Raw genomic sequence first — 18,056 nt, forward strand, 5'->3', positions numbered from 1 at the left:
ATCCCCTCAATCTAAAAGTATCTCCTCATCCAGTTTTTTCAAGGTGTAAGCAATTGCATTTGCGCTGATTGTAGAACAGATAAAGAATGCTGCCGCAACGATAAGAGCGAAAGGTGTGTTGATAACCAGGGCTATGAGCGCAGATACGCCGAAGCCGATAACGTTTAGATACAGGAGTCTTTCGGCTATGTTTTTGGTTATCAATGCCCTTAAAGCGACAAATATTAAAATTACACCAATTATTTCAACGTACATAATCAATCATCCCCGGCATGTCTATTAAACTTATCGGCTATCTTACCAAGAAGGATAGATGCCTTAACCTGATCGATACCTTGGACAGTCAATATGGCTATAACCATACCTACAATAAACATTTCAGGAGTCAGTCCTATAAAGGAAAATATAAAAATAAGCGCTGTAGCGGTTAAAGCTCCGGTTGTTCCGGCATATCCTGGATCGGCGCATAATCTGTTTCCGATAAATACCAGAAATGCGGCAATGATTCCTCCGGGAATGCCCAAAACAAGATATCCAATAGATGCTATTAACGTACCGGCTGATGCGTCAGGAGAACACAGAATGTTTCCCTGGAAGAATCCTCCGGCAATATCTCCATTTCTTTTCTTAATTGATTCCCCAACGATTCTAGCCCCTTGAACGCCCGGCTGTTCAGGAAGTCCGAAATAGGTATCAACGATTACAAAGTTCAGCCAGCAGATAACTGCGGCCAGTATTACTCCTATTATCTCATTCATTTATCTTCCTCCTGAGCGGGGGATGGGAATATATAATCAAATAAATATTTTACAAACAATGCGGAACAAATTCCGATAATTGCAGCCAGCAAAAGTCCATTATACTTGAAAGTGTAATTTAAAACCAGGAATAATGAAAGAACACCAATTGCGATAATTGGAGTTGGATAAACTGCACTTACATCAAAGGAATACCTATAAGGCATACTTGGCAATAATGGAACTCTTAAAATCAATGCAACTATGATAGATACGACAATAGCTACCAGATACGCCAGAATCATATCAAAATAACTGATTGATATATTTGAAAGACCATAAACATTAGCTATAGCTAGTGAGCCTACGGTAGTGTGCACTAACTCAAACATATTAACTCCCTCTTATATTATAATATAATTTAATTTATAACTAAAAAAATATATAAATCTTTTTACTTAAAAATAATAAATAAAAGCTAAAAGGTAATAAAATTAATTAAAATGGCTTTTAATTTATTTAAATAAAAATAAGAAAGATTTGGTGATTGATAGACTTTCCTTTAAAGGTTTGAGCATTGCAGATTAATTAATAGGTGATAATTGAGTATTACTTTTTTATAGTGTAAAGCTTTTAATAAAATATAAAAATGGAAACGCCTAGTGGAATCCGCAGCCACTGCAGGTTTCACATTTCTCTTCTTCTAAAGGATTATACTGCTTATCTTCCTGTAAAGTAGCTGAAATGAAATAAGAATCCATTTTATCCTTATTTTTTAAAACCGGTGACAAACCTTTGAATTCACATCTCATATCTCCAGTTCCACCGATATCAACAAGAATAGGTTCTCCCATTTTAAACCTTTTGAAATATGATTCGATTTCATCTTTTAAAGCGCCAGGTACTCTAAAATTAAAAGATAAGATATTATTTTCCTTCATTTTTAAACCGACATATTTTTGGTCGATTTCATAATTTAAACCTAACTGTTTTTTAAATACAACATTATTGCCTATTTCAGATGTTGTCATGAGAATGATTCCCCCAAAATATTTTAGTTACTTTAAGTTAGTTTTTTATCATATATAAAATTATAGATTAAAAAAAAATATGGAGTAAATTAAATTAATTTACTCACTTCTAACTATTTTTAATTGAATTAAAGGCATATCACACATGATTGGAAGGTTTTTGAAAGTGCGTTTATTCTCTTCTTTAATTTCATCACCTAATTTGTCCCATGAAACCAGATTAGGACTAGTTTTTCCTTCACCATTACCATATGTCCAACCTAAATTAACTCTAAGATTATACCAATTTTTATGTTCGCGTTTAGCAAAGTATTCTAAATCTTTTTCATCAAACACTTCGATTTTTTCTCTTTTATCAGTTTTATCAACCAATTCATATTTTCTTTCTTTTAAGATTTTAACAATGAAGTCAGCTTGTTTATAATTTGAATATTGAATATGATTAGGTAACACATCAAATAATTCTTTAGGAGTACAATCGCTTATATTCTTTTCTACCCCATCAACTTCAACTGTCTTTACACCAGTTTCCTTTAAATAAAACTTATGCATTTCAAATGTAAGTAATCTTAGTCTTGAACGAACAACTTTTAAACCTATGGAATCTAAAAGAGAGGGGATATTCTTTACTGCATCAATATCATATTGCTGAATTTTAGGATCTAAATCATCCCATGGAACCAAATATGGAGTTTTAAGATTTACCTCATCCTTATCACCATCAGTTAAAGTCCAACCAGTATTTTCTTTTTCTTCCATCCATTCCATATGTTCAAAAATAGCTAAATCCGTGACTTCTTTTTTTAAAAATTCAGTTATAGCAGGCCTTTCATCAGATTTATCTGCAATTACACAACCAATCATGTCTAATTTCTTAGGAATAGACCTGGCTTGACGAATATTGGATAATTTTAAATCGGAACGTAATGAATTAAACATCTCTATTTCTATTTCTTCATCAATTTCATCTTCTTTTCCAGATTCAAATTCATCATTTTTAGTGTCATTATACTGCAGATTAATTTTTCTTGCTAATTTTTCAAGGTTTCTAAGCAACAAATGCGGTGCATCAATATCAGATATATCCATATCCAACATAGCTTCCTGTTCAAAATCTGTTTCGGGAATCGTTACTGACAAACCTTTAGGAAATACTGTTCTTTCAATATCCAAAACCTCATAAATAAACGCTTTTTTCTCTTTATGGAAACCCAAACCCATTGAACCACTATTTAAAATATACTCAACATCCATATTTGAATTGTCAATTGTAATATTTAAATCGTTGACATGGTCTTTTTGTTTATCTATAACACCAAAAGGCTGACGGTTCCATTCCTGAAGTTCATCACATAAAATCAATAAGAATGCAATAGGATAAGATTCAACGTACAACGGACCTAGAGAAAATGGATCTTTTTGTAATGTCTTATTATAATAGTTATGTAATAAAATAGCACTTGCACTATCTACAATTGGATAGAAAAAGAAATCTTTATTTTTGGCATATTTCTGAATTAAGTTACCATATGAATTTAAAACTAAAATAGCTGAGAAAAATCCATGATCAATGAAATTATTTTCCTTCATATAGGAAATAAAAGCATTCAAATGTTTTAATAAATCATTATATTGATTTTTATTAAATTTGAAATTATGAGCTATCTTATGAGCCATTATTTCCGTTGGTTTGAATAAATCAATGATTTTGGAATTATCATAGCGTGCACGATAGTTATCGGCAAAATCATAAGGTTCTAACCTTACAATAGAATTAAACTCATTGAAATCATTAAAATCAATGCTCACCTCAACATCATAAGTATTTGAAATAGATTTAACACCATCATTTATAAATTTATTTAATTGTTTTCCTATAATCTCAAATGGATAACCGATATCATGGAAAAGGGATGCAACACCCCAGCGATATAAAAATTCCTCATCAGACAATTCTTTATCTTTAGTTTTGTAGAATTTTTCATATTCGCTTTTTTCAACATAACTCTTAAAAACATCCCTATAATTTTTATTTTGAGAATAAATAGCTAAACCTAAAAGAAAAACATTAACTGAGTGAATAAAATGATCCCTCTGTCTTTCAATTAAATCTCCAGTTTTCTCTTCATAATCTTTCATTATATTAACTAAATCAAGAAGGGTGTTTGGTTCACTTACAAGATTACACTTTTGCTTTTTTTCTTCAGACTTATTTTCAGGAGTGATTTGGTAAATCATGAAAAAGGTTTGATAAATCTCAAATGCCGTATAATTATTCTCGTGTTCTAAAAAAACGTCAATTGCAGCAGTTAAGAGACCTTTATAATTATGACCATTCTTATAATCATCATATAATTCCAAGCCTTCAAAAAAGTCATCAACATATTTTTTCAAGTTATTTTCACTCATAATTTCACCTAAAAAATGTTGATATAATATATATATTAACTATTAAATAAGCTTAATTATGAAAAAAAATAGTGAAAAAAAGAAAGAATTATTAATATTTTCTAACAATTTTTAAATCAAATCCAGCACATATGCAAAGATTTTTAAATTGTGCGTTATTGATTTTTTTTAATTTTTTCGTCCAATTCATACAATGAACCCGAATTTATAAGATTAATCATTATTATAAACAGAAAAAAGGATTATCCATAATCTCCATTAAAAAAGAAAATAAAAGAATTGTTAATTAATTCTTAACAATTTTTAAATCAACTTTTTTACATAAATCTGGCAGATTTTTGAATGTATTTCTGTTGGCTTCCTTATTTTCAAAATCAAGTGCCTTCCATTCAACCAGATTAGGATTTGTTTTAGAAATTTCGTCCTTGACTGACCCGTATTTCCAGCCTAAATTGACCTTGAGTTTGTACCAGGCTTCATGCTCCCTTTCAGCGAAATAGTCTATTGAATCCGGATCGAATCCTGTAATCGGTTCTCCAGGAGAATCAATGTCCACAACGGAATATCCCCTTAAGGACAAAATCTTAATCAGGTAATCCGCCTGCTTATAGTTAGAGTATTTAATGTAATCCGGCAAATCCTCGAATGAAGTATTTTTGTCATGCAGATTATGCATTTCAAAAGTTAAAAGCCTGATTTTGCTTCTTACAACTTTCAAACCTATGGACTGCATTAAGGACGGTATTTCCCTAACAGGTTCCCTGTCAAATTCCTTTATTTCCTCGGTCAATGCGTCCCATGGAACGAGATACGGCGTAACAAGATTTTCAACATCCTTCTCTTCACCATATACCCATCCAGTACCTTCCTTCTCTTCACACCATTCGTCATGCTCAAAAATTGCCAAATCCTCAACTTCCTCGACTGAAAATTCATTGATTGCCTCACGCTCATCGGACTCATCTGCAAGTTCACAGCCAATCATGTCCAGTTTAATAGGGATTGACCTTGCCTGTCTTATGTTGGCTATCTTAAGCTGAGGAGTCAGTTCATCGAAAGGCTTTCTTTCATCATATTTCTTTTGGAAATCCTCATCGATTTCCTCACCATTGTCGATTTTATCCTGATATTGCTTTTCGATTAACTCATTATAATGCTCATGGATTAAAACGGCCAGGTTTTCAACATTTCTAAGCAGGATATCCGGAGCCTGTGAAGCCTCTTTAGTATCCTCACCCACAACGAAATGCTGTCTGACATCAGTGATTATTCTCAATCCAAAATCGAATACACTTCTTATGGACAATACGTTGCTGAGAAGTTTTTCCTTATCCTCTGAAAAGCCCAGCCCCATGGATCCACTTTTAACGATATACTTCACGTCAAATGTATCGTCGTCTATTTTTAAAAGCAGTTCGTTTACGCGGCCCTTCTGTTTGTCCTTTATTCCGAAAGGCTGCCTGTTCCATTCCTGAAGCTCATCACATAATATCAGCAGAAATGCCAAAGGTGACTGGGACGGATGGAGTTCCTTCAAGTTAAAAGGATCATTTTGCAAAACGTTTCTGTAGTAGTTGTGCAACAGAATTGCTGATGCGCTGTCTACAATCGGATAGAAGAAAAAGTCATTGTTTTTCGCATACTTCTGTATCAGATAACCGTATGAATTTAAAACTAGAATGCATGAGAAGAATCCATGGTCTATAAATCCAAGCTCACCCATATAATTGACAAACTTGTCAAGATGCTTTGCAACATCGTTTACGTTGACACCTTCAAGATCAGTGGAAATCTTATGGGCAACAATGTCAGTCGGCTTGAACAGGTTCAGGAATTTCGCTTCAGGATAAACTTCCGTAAAAGCGTCAGCAAACTCAGGATTCATTTTGACGATTGTATTGAACTCATTAAAGTCCTTAAAGTCGATTGCGGTGTCTGCACCATAAGTTGGAGAAATTGATTTGACACCATCATTTATGAATTTCTTAAGTTGTTTACCAATGATTTCAACGGGATATCCGATATCGTGGAAAAGAGCCGCTACTCCCCAACGATATAGGAATTCCTCATTTGAAAAGTCTCCGTTTTCAAGCCTATAGTATTTTGTATATGGGCTTTTAATAACATATCTCTTGAAATATTCCCTATATTTACCGTTTTGAGCATAAATAGCCAAACCCAAAAGGAAAACATTGACGGAATGAATGAAATGATCCCTTTGCTTTTCAATCAGGTCTCCTGTGCTTTCTTCGTATTTTTTCATTGTCTTGACCAAGTCAAGAAGGGTATTAGGTTCCTTTACGATAGTCATTACCTTGTTGTTTTTTTCAGACTTGTCTTCCGCAGTAATCTGATAAATCATGAAAAATGTCCTGTAAATCTCATATGCATTATAAGAGTTTTCATTGTCTAAAAACACATCAATTCCGGCCTTCAACAAATCCTTGTAGTAATGACCATTCTTATAGTCATCATACAAGACCAAGTCATCGAAAAACTTATCAATGTACTGCCTTAAATTGTTTTCATTCATTTTTTACACCTTTAATTTATCTTTTTGAATTAATTTCTAATAAACATTATTATTTTACAATCATTTACCGGAAATTTCAATCCGTTATGAATTTCAACTGCCTTTGAATATCCTTCATTGATGTAATTTCCTTGGATAAGTCCAAATCAAGATATGTCTTTACTCTAGTTTGAAAACTTGAAGCCAAAATCATCTGTTTGCCGTATACCTTATAGGATTCAACCACGTTATGGCCGACAATCATGAATTTTGAATCAATGATGTCTAAAAATCTGGTTATGTCGTCTTTCGTATAGCCATAAATTGAATCATACCTGTTCCATAAAAAATCATCCAAAATCGGATTTAAATAATCCCCATAAAAAATTTTCTCAAACGCTTCAATTGAATGAATCTTATCAGATGGTCCGGCATGTGAAATAAACAATCCATTGGACGTTTTTAAAAAATAAGGCATCGTTTTAAAGAATTTAATATAATTCGTTAATGAAGGTTCCACAAATCCTTTCTTAAATGAGATTAGATTTGTAAACTTCCAAAGCAGATCCTCACCATTCTTATAAATATTCCTGTTTACGATGTGCGCCCATTCATGATTTCCCAAAAGGGTGTGGAAATTTGGATACTTTTGTGATTTTTTAATTGCGTCATCCAATATTTCTAGGGATTTATCGTCTTCATGAATGGAATGAATAAGGTCTCCCGTAAAAACAATGTGAAAATCAGGGTCATTTTTATCCCATAAGCTTAAATAATGATTATAGTCATCAAAATCACCATGCAAATCAGTTACAACAATTAAACGACCATAATCAGGCAATTCGATTAATTTATCATTTTTCATCTTCATCACCTTCCATTAACTTTTCAAGTATTTCCATGACTTTTGACAATTCGGATTTTGAATTTAAATTTAAAAATCCGTCAGATTTATTTTTATTTAAAATAACTGTAGGTTTCCTTGATTTTTTCATGAAATTACCTCTACTTATTAGATTTATATAATAGCATATTTAACTCACATAAAGTCTTTTATTTAATCACGCTCATCAAGTTCATATAATAGACTGATTATTCCGAACAGTTCCACATAGTCATTATCGGCAAATGCCACGTTTGCTTTTTCAATCAATTCAGCTGCAAGCTTTTCATTATTTGTATAGACTCCTTCAAATTTTAAATTGAAAAAACATTCCTCGATAACATTGTCCCTATTCAATAAAACGTATTTTTCAATTAAATCGGAATGAAACTCCTCCAGTTCATTCAAATCATAATTTTCATAATCATCATCCATTTCAAACAGGCCATTTTCCTTTATTGCTTTCATTTTATTTTCCACATTTTCCAAAAGAACTGAATATCGGAAATCTCTTTTTAAATCCTCAACGTTGGATTTCAAATAATTCAGATAGATTGAACACTGATTTAATGCACTATTGTCTTTTTGAGCTATTTCAAATAACCTGCCAATATAATTTATCAGATCTTTATCGGAGTAATATGAATATTCATCAAGCCATTCCACTTCTTTAAGCAGCTTTAGATATTGATTAAATAATTCTTTCAATGTGAAATCATTATCAGATATGCTGAATGAATCCCTTAAAAATGGAATGTAGGTGCTGTCGCCATTAATTGTCGCAGGAGATTTTTCATCGAGCGTCACTTTAGTATTTCCCCTATAAAGATTAACTGTCAATTCTTCATTAGGCAATTCAATATTGAATGTCGAATCAATATCCAATGGAATTTTACCTGATGAAAATTGATTATTTTTAAATTCAATCGAATAATCCAAAAATGAAAATTTATTGTCCAGACAGAAGACCTTTCCTTTAATTCTGTTGTTTTTATTGCTTAGAATTACGGAAAACTTTTCTTTTTTAATATTGATGGACGGTTTTTCTAAACTTCCAGCATATATTGCCGCACCCATCGAAACGACAGTCAACGGGTTTAAATCTGAGGTTATCTCAATATCAAATTCATCGCTCAACAATTCCCGAACAACTGGACTTAAACATGAACCTCCAACAAGAATCAGTTTTTCGATATTTTCCTCACCTAAAGAGCATTCATTTAATAAATCCATGCATAATTTAAAAGTATATTTTACCAAAGGCTCTATGCTTTTCTTGAAGTCCTCTTTCATTAAATTATAGTTAAAATCATAATCCTCAAAAAGATTATCGATTGATATATCTGCACATTCATTTTTACTTAATTCTTTTTTGGCCACTTCCGATGCGTTTTTAAGTTTTGAAAATACCTCCAAATATTTCGGATTATCCTGTCTGAAATCATCCAGATTTAAATCATAGGCTATTTTTGGACGGAACAAATCATTGACGATTTTCCAATCAAATGAATTTCCTCCAAGATTATCTAAACCGTTGGTTGCGAACTTTTCAATTTCACCACCATTATCATGAATTATGGTTACATTAAAGGTTCCGCCACCCAAATCATAAATCATCCAATAAGCATTGTCCTTTCGAAGGTTATATGCAATACTGACTGCAATGGGTTCTAAAATTAAATTATGGGATCGAAATCCCGCAATGTTGGCTGCATCATTGATTGCCTTTGTCTTGAGAGGATTGGAATTTGCCGGAACACAAATAACCGCATGTTCAACATCCACACCACACCGCTTAAAAGCTGACAGCCTCAATTCCTTAAGTACCATGGCGGACAATTCTTCGGGAAACATTATCCGTGAAGATTCATTGAATTTAAATGGTATCGGAAATCCCATATTCTGTTTAAATTCCGATACTGCATTTGGCGAATTATTAACAATCGCATTTCTTGCATTTATTCCTACCTGAACCCTGTCCTGATTATCGATTAAAACAGCAGAAGGAGTAAATTCATCGCCAGTCATGTAATTTTTAATAATGACTGGATTTCCCTTGTTAAAATAGGAGATTACTGAATCAGTTGTTCCCAAGTCAATTGCGTAATCAATTGTATCCTGTTTTACTTGTTTGGCAGTTTTAAAATGCATTTTCATGTTTTGCTTCCATAAGGATAACTTGTATGCGTATTTGGATTTGATATTTGCGTCGCAAACGACTGCAAACTCCATTAAATTTGCAGCGTTCATCAGATTATTTGAATTGACCAAACGGATGGCTTCAACTACGATTTCCTCAATGGAATATGTTTTTAAAATTGGAATGATATCTTTATAAAATTTTTTTATCTCATCATTTCTATCCATCAGACTTTCAAGCAGAACAACTGACTTGAATAAACTGCCATGCTTTTCCAAATCTATAAAAATATTCCACAAATCAATATAATGGGCATATCTGCTTTTAAGTGACGGATTATATGCAATAGCTTCATTCAGGAAATTGCAGGACAACTTATAATTTTGTCCTTTCAGATTAACGGTGAACGCCTTTGAAATCAATTTGACATCGGGACGCTTTGATTTCCATATTCTGAGAGTTTCAGAATAACATTTACGAATATCATAATCCTGTAAAACTTCAGATTCCAGCAGTTCAATAGCTTCCGGAAGTTTATTTTCACATTTTGCAAGTCGAAAAGCCTCTTTAATAGAATCATTAATGATATATTCGGAATATTCATCATTATAATCCTTAGAAAGATTATCCTGAGATATGATTTGTGTTGATTTATGCTTTTCAATGGCCTTTTCAACATCGGCTAAAAGTTCCCCGGCATCCAAATACCTGTTTTCCGGATTGAAATCCAAACATTTCAAAACGATATTATCCAGGTCTTCAAATACTTTATCATTGTAAAAGCTTGGAGCGTTTAATGTTTTTTGCCAAGGTTTTAAATCAATTAACTCCTCATTGGAGTATTCCTCAACATCATAAGGATAGAGGTTTGTCAGTAACTGATAAAATATAACGCCGACAGCATAAATATCTGTTCTGGTTGATATGGACTTATTGAATATTTCAGGAGCCATGTACGGCCTTGTACCTGCGATGTCAATGTCTGAAATGCCTGTAGTGACTTCCTTTGCAAAACCAAAATCGGAAATTTTTATAATAATATCTCCGCAGGCATTGAAACTGAGTAAAACGTTGTTGGGTTTTAAATCACGATGAATGATGGGAGGATTAGCTGAGTGTAGTGTGTTTAAACCTTTAAGAATCTGTTTGACTAAATCCAGACTACGATTTAGCGGCATGAACATGTTATTTTCAGAAAAAGAATTTAAAAACTGTTCCAAATCCCCGCCGCTAACATATTCCATTACAAAATAAGCATGATTTTTACCGTCCTCAAAACCGGAAATTTCAGCGGCATCATAAATGCTTATAATGTTTTCATGGCTAAGATGGCAGGCCAGCGAAACTTCACGAAAAATGTCTTTCTTATTGGTTGTGGCAGTTAATGGCTCCTTAACGATTTTCATTGCCATTAACTCATCCATATAATTATGATTTACAAGGTAAACCTTTGCAAAGGATCCTTCACCCAGAAATTTTTTAACTTCAAATTTGCCATTAAAAAATTCTTCTATTTGGTGTTTAATTTCATCAAAGTCCACTAATACCACCAAATGATGTTATTAAAAAGAACAATAAATTACTGCTCCACCAACACCCCGGGATAATTTTAAAAATGAATTAGGTCTTAATTTAGTGGCTTTACCTTTTGGCACTTCAATATCACCAATGAATGTTCCGTTTGAACTGGCTTCATCAATAATGTACCAGCCATCATTTTTATAGAATAATCTTAAATGCGGCTTAGAAATATTTGAAACGGTATCGTAACTATTATCCAGAAGAATTGAAAATGACGCCAAATCCCCTTCATCGAAATCGGCTTTTCTTCCAATCAAAACACTTTCATCTTGGCGAACCTTAAATGTTTTGCCTTTATCAACACCATTGAAAATCGTTAGAACGCAATGCTCGTCATCATGATATTTTTGATTGGAATCATATAAATCAAAGAAAGTGAAAAGTTCATCTGATAAAAAGTTAATGTCTAAAAACAAATCATCGAAAGCATCCTCTTTTAAAGCATATGCCTTAACTGTGCGCTTGCCAACCTTATTAGGCACTTCCTTTTTAATAGAAATTTCACAGACCAAATTGGCATCAATCAGCTTTTTCATGTGTTGGCCCAACATTTGGGTGGTAATGTTAATTTTATAACTCTTTAAAAGAATTTCATTTATTTCACGAGAATATAATGGATTTCTTGAATTAATATTATTATATTTCTGATTATCCCTTAGAATTTCTAAAATAGAAAATCTTACTTTATTGTTTACGGCTGATAGCTTAACTGAAATTAAATTAGATTCATCTGAATCAATAATAACAGTTTTATCAACATTTGATTCAGTCATTTAAAATCTCTCCCAAACAATGCTTTATATTATATATCTTTTAATAAATATTTAATAATTTCTTAAATCGAACTACTTAAAACATCATGATAATCTTTTAAATCCTGTTCACATAAGTTTAACTTCGCCATTAATTGCGTAACTAACGCATCGAGCAATACTAATGCAGAGATTTCAAAACCGCTGCCCATTAATATTAATTCTAATGATTTTCCATCATCTAAACTAACAGATTCCTGCTTTAGTGATTCGATGATGATTTTTGCATCTGCTGTTTGGGCAAGGTCGCTTTGAGCATCTCCGCAAACGGTTAAAAGCTTTACATCATCCATTTGTGAATCTTCCACAATCTGGGTAATGGAATTGGATTTACCTGATTTTGAAATAATGATGATAATATCCCCATCACGAACTGATGGAAGTATTGATTCATTAAATACATATACATAAAAACCCAAATGCATTAATCTCATAGCAAAAGACTTTGCAACAAAACCTGATCTTCCGGCACCTGCAAGAAATATTGTGGTTTCTCTTTTAGATGTTACACGTTTATTTGAAGCTTCCAGAATAATATTCATAAAGTGTAAAATAGATTCTTCCTGATTTTTAATAACTGATTTGGATTCATTAATATTTTTTAGGATTTCATCGAAAGATAAATCCATATACTTTAATTCAGACATTTTAATAACCCTTTAAGCTTTAAAATTATAAACAGGCTTGGCAATATCCACTATTTTAACTGTATCATTAACATTATTTAAAATATTTTCCAATGACTTATATGCCATCGGAGATTCGTCAATGGTGTTTTTTCCAATGGATGTTGAATAAATTCCTTTCATTGAATCTTTAAACTCATCGAGAGATAGAATTTCTTTCGCTTGAGAACGCCTGTATAAACGGCCTGCACCATGGGGAGCGGAATAATTCCAGTCAGGATTACCTTTTCCCTCACAGATTAAAGATCCGTCACGCATATTAATAGGAATAATAAGAGTTTCACCTTCATCAGCGGAAACCGCGCCTTTACGAAGAATCATTTTATCCATGTCAATGTAGTTGTGAATAGTCGTGAAATGTTTAGTGTAATCCATTCCGTATTCGCTTAATATTGTCTCTGCAATAGCTTTACGGTTTAATGAAGCATAATCCTGCATGATTTCCATGTCGTGAATGTAGTCATCAAACAGCTTGCCCTCGCAGTAAATCAAATCCTTATTGGAAGCCATATTATGAAATCTTTTGAATTCCTTTAAAGCCTGATTTTGATAATATTCACAGACATCAGCACCTATTCTGCGGCTTCCTGAGTGAATTACCAAAATTAATTCATTGTCTTTTGTTTTATTAACTTCAATGAAATGATTTCCACCACCAAGAGTACCCAAATAGAAATTGCCTTCACTTCCGGCTTCAAGACCAAAATAACATTTCAGTTCCGTTAAGTCAAAATCCTTCATGAAATGATGGGGAACAACCCTTTTATTATATCCATAAGGCACCTTGGAGCGAATGATGTTATCCAAACGTTTAAAATCAATTTCATCTGCGTCCAGGTAAAAGACTTCCATTCCGCAGCCGATGTCTGAGCCGACTAGATTGGGAATGACCTTGTCTTCGATAGTCATTGTAGTTCCGATTGTACATCCCATTCCTGCGTGAATATCCGGCATCATGCGGATTTTTTGGCCTTCAGCTATCGGCTGGTTGAGGAATTGGATGACCTGTGAAATGCTGTCGTTGTCGACATCGTCTGCAAAAACCTTGGCTGTTGCATATTTACCCTTCAATTCAAACATAATTTCACCCCCTATAGCTATTTAATAGTTTGTTAAATCCTTTATATAAATAAAGTAAAGCATTTACTTTAGTCAAACCTGCAATCAGCAATGCGTAAATTATCATCATTTTCACTTTCTATGTGATTTCCATCGCTTGCAATGTTATTATTAAATTCACAACTCTTTACATTTAAAATTCTTTCATTATAAATGGCCCCACCCTTAAAAGACACATTTTTATCGAATAAAGAGCCATGAATGAGCAATTTTGCCTTATTGTAGATTGCTCCACCTTCAAACTCCGAACTGTTTGAATCAAAAATTGAATTTTCAATGTTTAAAATCGAATCATTATAAATAGCACCGCCATAATCTGATCTGTTCTCTTTAAAGACTGAATCTTTAATATTGATTTTACCAGCTTTGTTTAAAATAGCTCCACCAGAAGCATTGCCTAAATCATCAGAGCAATTATTACTGAATTTACAGCATTCTATTGTAAAATTATTAGAGTAATTTATTATGGCTCCGAAATCCTGTGAATATCCATTTTTGAATATTATATTTTTGATTGTGATATTTTTTCCAGAAACAACAAAAATACTGGATTTTTCATTTGCATCAATGACATGATTGTTTCCATCAATAATCAAATCATCAACATCCAAATTAATGCATTTTGAGTATTCTAACTCGTCATTATTAAAGATAACATCTTCTGTTAGAGTAATTTTTTTAGCTCCACTGTCAATCAATTCTTCAAATTCCTTGAAATTCACTATCATAACCCTCCAAATAATGCATCTAAACCAAGACCTACTTCTTCTTCATCATCTTCAACATTTTTATACAATCCAATTTTTTTGTCTCTTAAAACATCTTTTTTATCTCCGTCAATTAGAATTACTGTTCCTTTATTATTTATTAAACAATCGTTTTCAAATTCACAATTTTTTAATGTGAATTCTCCTGCATTAACTAAAGAGACTGATCCTTCAAAGAAACTATTTTCTAAAGTTAAATTTTTTGAATTATTTATTTTTGCATCTTCAAAAATAATGTTTTTAAATATCACATTGGAATTTATATGAATTTCTTTAAAAGTACAACAAATTTTTTTATTATTCCCATCAATTATTAAATCATTATTTATCTTTAATGAATCTTCTAGAAATATATTGGATTCTAAAATTAGGTTGTTTTTATCAGATAAATCTAAACAAACGATTGATGAAACATATTTGACATCCAGATAATTTTTCAATGAATCATATTCTTCATCACGAATGTTTAAACGATTTGCCTTTATTAAAGCAGAAAAATGCTGATTGTTTTTGAAAATGCAACTTTTTAAATAAATATGATTATTTCCATTAATTAACTTATTCGGCAAAAATTCAAATGATTTATTATTTTCAAAACAGCAATTTGAAATAAAAAGAGACATATTGACGAAAAATATTAATCCCCTTATAGAAATGGAATTATTTATAAAATTACAGCCATCGAATGAAAATTTCCTATTGTTTACAGATGTTAATTTGCACAATGGTTCTACACAAACATTTCCATTAAAAATACAATTTTTAAAACGATTACTTCTTGATGGACTAGAATCATCAATTCCAGCTATTCCCATCAGATTATTTTCAAAAACTGAATCTGAAATATCTACTGAAGAGTCACTGCAATAGATTAACCTATTGTTTCCATGATTTTTTAAGAAAGAAGAATTATTTATTTTAATTGCTGAATTTTTAATATAAATTATATTGGCATCAATACTTTCAATAGATTCAAATTCACAAGAAAGAATATTTATAGAAGAGTTATGTGAACTTAAAGCCGTGCCAATTCCATCATCAAATTTTGAATTAATTAATTCCAAATGAGAATTTTCAATAAATATTGAACTACTTTTATCAGAAACATCCTTTTGGGGTAATGAAACAATTGATTTGAAAATACAATTTTCCAGATTTATTTTCGCATCGGATGCATTTATTGCACCGTTTATGGTGTATAATGCATTTTTAAATATAATATTTTTCAAAGTAATGTTTTTAGATTCTATTTTAAAAATGCTTGATATTAAATTTCCATCAATTGTATGTCCGTTTCCATCAATTACCAAATTATCTCTATTTATTTCAATTCCTTTATCGAAATAATCATTTTCTTCGTTTCCAACAATAATATCACAAGATAATGTAATTTCAGGACAATCTTTTGAATTAATTAAATCATCAAGATATTTAAAGTTGTTTTTATTTGGAATAGTTTCCACGTCTGATATATAATGAATCTTTCCGAAATCATTTGATATGAAATTATTTAAATAGTTTTTTTGATTTTCTAAAATACAAAGCATCGAATTATTTAAAATAACATTGTCATTACTAAATTTGCAGTCATCCAAGGATAATATGCCTTTATTTGCAATAACATCCGAATCCCTACCCTCAAAATTGCATCTCTTTAAATTCATTTCACCTTCATTAAATATTGCATCGCCACCACCAAAAACAAAATTATCTTTAAAATTTGATTGGTAAACCTCAATTTGGCCATGGTCATTATGTATTGCTCCACCATAATTAATCATATAACTTTCGCCCAAATATTTACTGCAATTATCTTTAAAATTACATCTGAATATACAGATATTTCCATTGAAATTATAAATCGCACCACCATTGTGTCCTGTATGGTTATCTATGAAATCAGAATTTTTTATATCAATTGATCCTAAATGATTATAAATTGCCCCTCCATTATCAAGTCCAATAGCTGCAACATTTGTCTTGAACAAGGAATTTTCAATAAGTATATGACCATCATAGTTGTAGATTGCTCTTCCATTAACCCAATCACTAATATTTTCAAATGAACAATTTTCTATTTTAAGACTCCTTGATTTATTAAAAATAACACTCCCTTCATAAGACTCAGTGCTAATGTTTTTAAAATTGATATTTTTAAGAGTTATATTCTCCCCAATAATGATAAAGCCACTGTATTTACTGCGATTTCCATCTAATGTATTTCCGCATCCGTCAATGACCAGATTATCTGCATTTATTGAGATAATACCCTTGATAAAAAAGTAATTATCCAAATTAATCTCTTTTTGATTGGATGAAATTAAATCAGTTAAAAATTGAGTATCTTTAATTATTTTAATATTCTCATCCATTAAGCCAATATTACCCTCCAAAAGGATATTTTCAGTTGTTATGATTTGGTGATGTCCTTTAAATTTAGTATTTTTAATTATTATGCATTCATCTCTCTCAACATCATCATGACTAGCCCTGTTAACAACAATATCATTTAATTCTTCCCTAAATTCACAAGCATCAAGTATTAATGTTGAATCTTGAGAATAAATAACTTTACCTACTTTTATAGAAGAATTTCCATCAAAATTAGAATTAATTAATTTAACAGTGGAATTTGAAGCATATATCGCACCCCCATTATGTGGAGACTTATTATTTGTAAAATTACAATCACAGAAATTAACTGAACTGTAACTAATATCAATATATTTACTATCTGCAAAATTACAATCATCAAAATCAACAGAACTTTCTTGAATAATAATCCTATTCCCTAAATCTTTAAAATCACAATTATTCAATTTTAAAAGAGATTTGTTGGATGAAATCCCAGAATAACCAAGATCAGGAACATTCTCAATAAAGCAATTATTTATCTCCAATTCAGAATCAATACATGATATTCCTGTGACATTACAATTATTCAGATATAATATGGAATTTTCACTGACTATACCTTCAATAGGAGACACTAAATTATTCTTTAAAAACTTTTTACAATTGATATGTGAATTAAATAAATTTAATTTAGAATCAGTAGCGAAAATATGATATGAATCAAAATTACAATTTTCTATATTTAAATAACCTTTATTCTTTATTGTTGAGAGATTTTCAATATCCTTAAAGTTAATATTTTTAAAAGTAATATTGTCCCCACGAATTTCAAATTCACAATTTACACTTTCAATAGTGTGATTATTCCCATCAATTATTAAATTATCAACATCCAAACTTATTTCAAATGATTTGCTATTATCTTCATCAGAAATAAAAATATCTTCAGTTAAGACAATCTCTTCTGCTCCACTGTTAATCAATTCTTCAAATTCCTTGAAATTCATGATACCACAACCTAAAC

The 18,056-nt window shown here is 31.3% G+C and carries 14 protein-coding genes; all 14 read right to left on the reverse strand.

Features of this window, described 5'->3' with window-relative positions:
* Nucleotides 1-6: 6 nt before the first annotated feature.
* Nucleotides 7-255, reverse strand: coding sequence for a DUF2109 family protein (locus F3G70_RS03910; RefSeq protein WP_149731416.1), 249 nt, complete (start codon nucleotides 253-255; stop codon nucleotides 7-9).
* Nucleotides 256-257: 2 nt separating this feature from the next.
* Nucleotides 258-758, reverse strand: coding sequence for a hypothetical protein (locus F3G70_RS03915; protein ID WP_149731417.1), 501 nt, complete (start codon nucleotides 756-758; stop codon nucleotides 258-260).
* Nucleotides 755-1,129 carry an energy-converting hydrogenase A subunit A EhaA gene (locus tag F3G70_RS03920; RefSeq protein WP_149731418.1) on the reverse strand — a complete coding sequence of 125 codons (375 nt, stop codon included), beginning with the start codon at nucleotides 1,127-1,129 and terminating at the stop codon, nucleotides 755-757. Before F3G70_RS03920 ends, F3G70_RS03915 begins: the two co-directional genes overlap by 4 nt.
* Before the next feature lie 267 nt (nucleotides 1,130-1,396).
* On the reverse strand, nucleotides 1,397-1,768 hold the full coding sequence (locus tag F3G70_RS03925) for a hypothetical protein (RefSeq protein WP_149731419.1): 372 nt from the start codon (nucleotides 1,766-1,768) through the stop codon (nucleotides 1,397-1,399).
* 99 nt (nucleotides 1,769-1,867) lie between these two features.
* The gene (locus tag F3G70_RS03930; protein WP_149731420.1) at nucleotides 1,868-4,177 is read right to left on the reverse strand and encodes a hypothetical protein; all 2,310 of its coding nucleotides are present in this window, start codon (nucleotides 4,175-4,177) and stop codon (nucleotides 1,868-1,870) included.
* 286 nt (nucleotides 4,178-4,463) lie between these two features.
* Nucleotides 4,464-6,710 (reverse strand): RyR domain-containing protein, encoded by a 2,247-nt coding sequence (locus F3G70_RS03935; RefSeq protein WP_149731421.1) that lies wholly within the window; start codon nucleotides 6,708-6,710, stop codon nucleotides 4,464-4,466.
* A 76-nt stretch (nucleotides 6,711-6,786) separates the two neighbouring features.
* Complete coding sequence (locus tag F3G70_RS03940; RefSeq protein WP_188118065.1) at nucleotides 6,787-7,554, reverse strand: metallophosphoesterase; 768 nt, start codon at nucleotides 7,552-7,554, stop codon at nucleotides 6,787-6,789.
* On the reverse strand, nucleotides 7,544-7,684 hold the full coding sequence (locus F3G70_RS12020) for a hypothetical protein (protein ID WP_188118066.1): 141 nt from the start codon (nucleotides 7,682-7,684) through the stop codon (nucleotides 7,544-7,546). The genes F3G70_RS03940 and F3G70_RS12020 overlap by 11 nt, the downstream gene beginning before the upstream one ends.
* A 62-nt stretch (nucleotides 7,685-7,746) precedes the next feature.
* Nucleotides 7,747-11,253: an Hsp70 family protein gene (locus F3G70_RS03945; RefSeq protein WP_188118067.1), complete on the reverse strand. Its 3,507-nt coding sequence runs from the start codon at nucleotides 11,251-11,253 to the stop codon at nucleotides 7,747-7,749.
* A gap of 21 nt (nucleotides 11,254-11,274) precedes the next feature.
* Nucleotides 11,275-12,066, reverse strand: coding sequence for an FHA domain-containing protein (locus F3G70_RS03950; RefSeq protein ID WP_149731424.1), 792 nt, complete (start codon nucleotides 12,064-12,066; stop codon nucleotides 11,275-11,277).
* A 62-nt stretch (nucleotides 12,067-12,128) separates the two neighbouring features.
* Nucleotides 12,129-12,752 carry an SIS domain-containing protein gene (locus tag F3G70_RS03955; protein ID WP_149731425.1) on the reverse strand — a complete coding sequence of 208 codons (624 nt, stop codon included), beginning with the start codon at nucleotides 12,750-12,752 and terminating at the stop codon, nucleotides 12,129-12,131.
* A gap of 12 nt (nucleotides 12,753-12,764) precedes the next feature.
* Complete coding sequence (locus tag F3G70_RS03960) at nucleotides 12,765-13,871, reverse strand: RtcB family protein (protein WP_149731426.1); 1,107 nt, start codon at nucleotides 13,869-13,871, stop codon at nucleotides 12,765-12,767.
* A 68-nt stretch (nucleotides 13,872-13,939) separates the two neighbouring features.
* Nucleotides 13,940-14,632: a right-handed parallel beta-helix repeat-containing protein gene (locus tag F3G70_RS03965; RefSeq protein WP_188118068.1), complete on the reverse strand. Its 693-nt coding sequence runs from the start codon at nucleotides 14,630-14,632 to the stop codon at nucleotides 13,940-13,942.
* Between the two features lie 2 nt (nucleotides 14,633-14,634).
* A complete protein-coding gene (locus F3G70_RS03970; RefSeq protein WP_149731428.1) occupies nucleotides 14,635-18,039 on the reverse strand; it encodes a hypothetical protein in 3,405 nt (1,134 codons plus the stop codon).
* Nucleotides 18,040-18,056 lie beyond the last annotated feature (17 nt).

Source organism: Methanobrevibacter millerae (genome assembly GCF_900103415.1).
Classification (GTDB): domain Archaea; phylum Methanobacteriota; class Methanobacteria; order Methanobacteriales; family Methanobacteriaceae; genus Methanocatella; species Methanocatella millerae.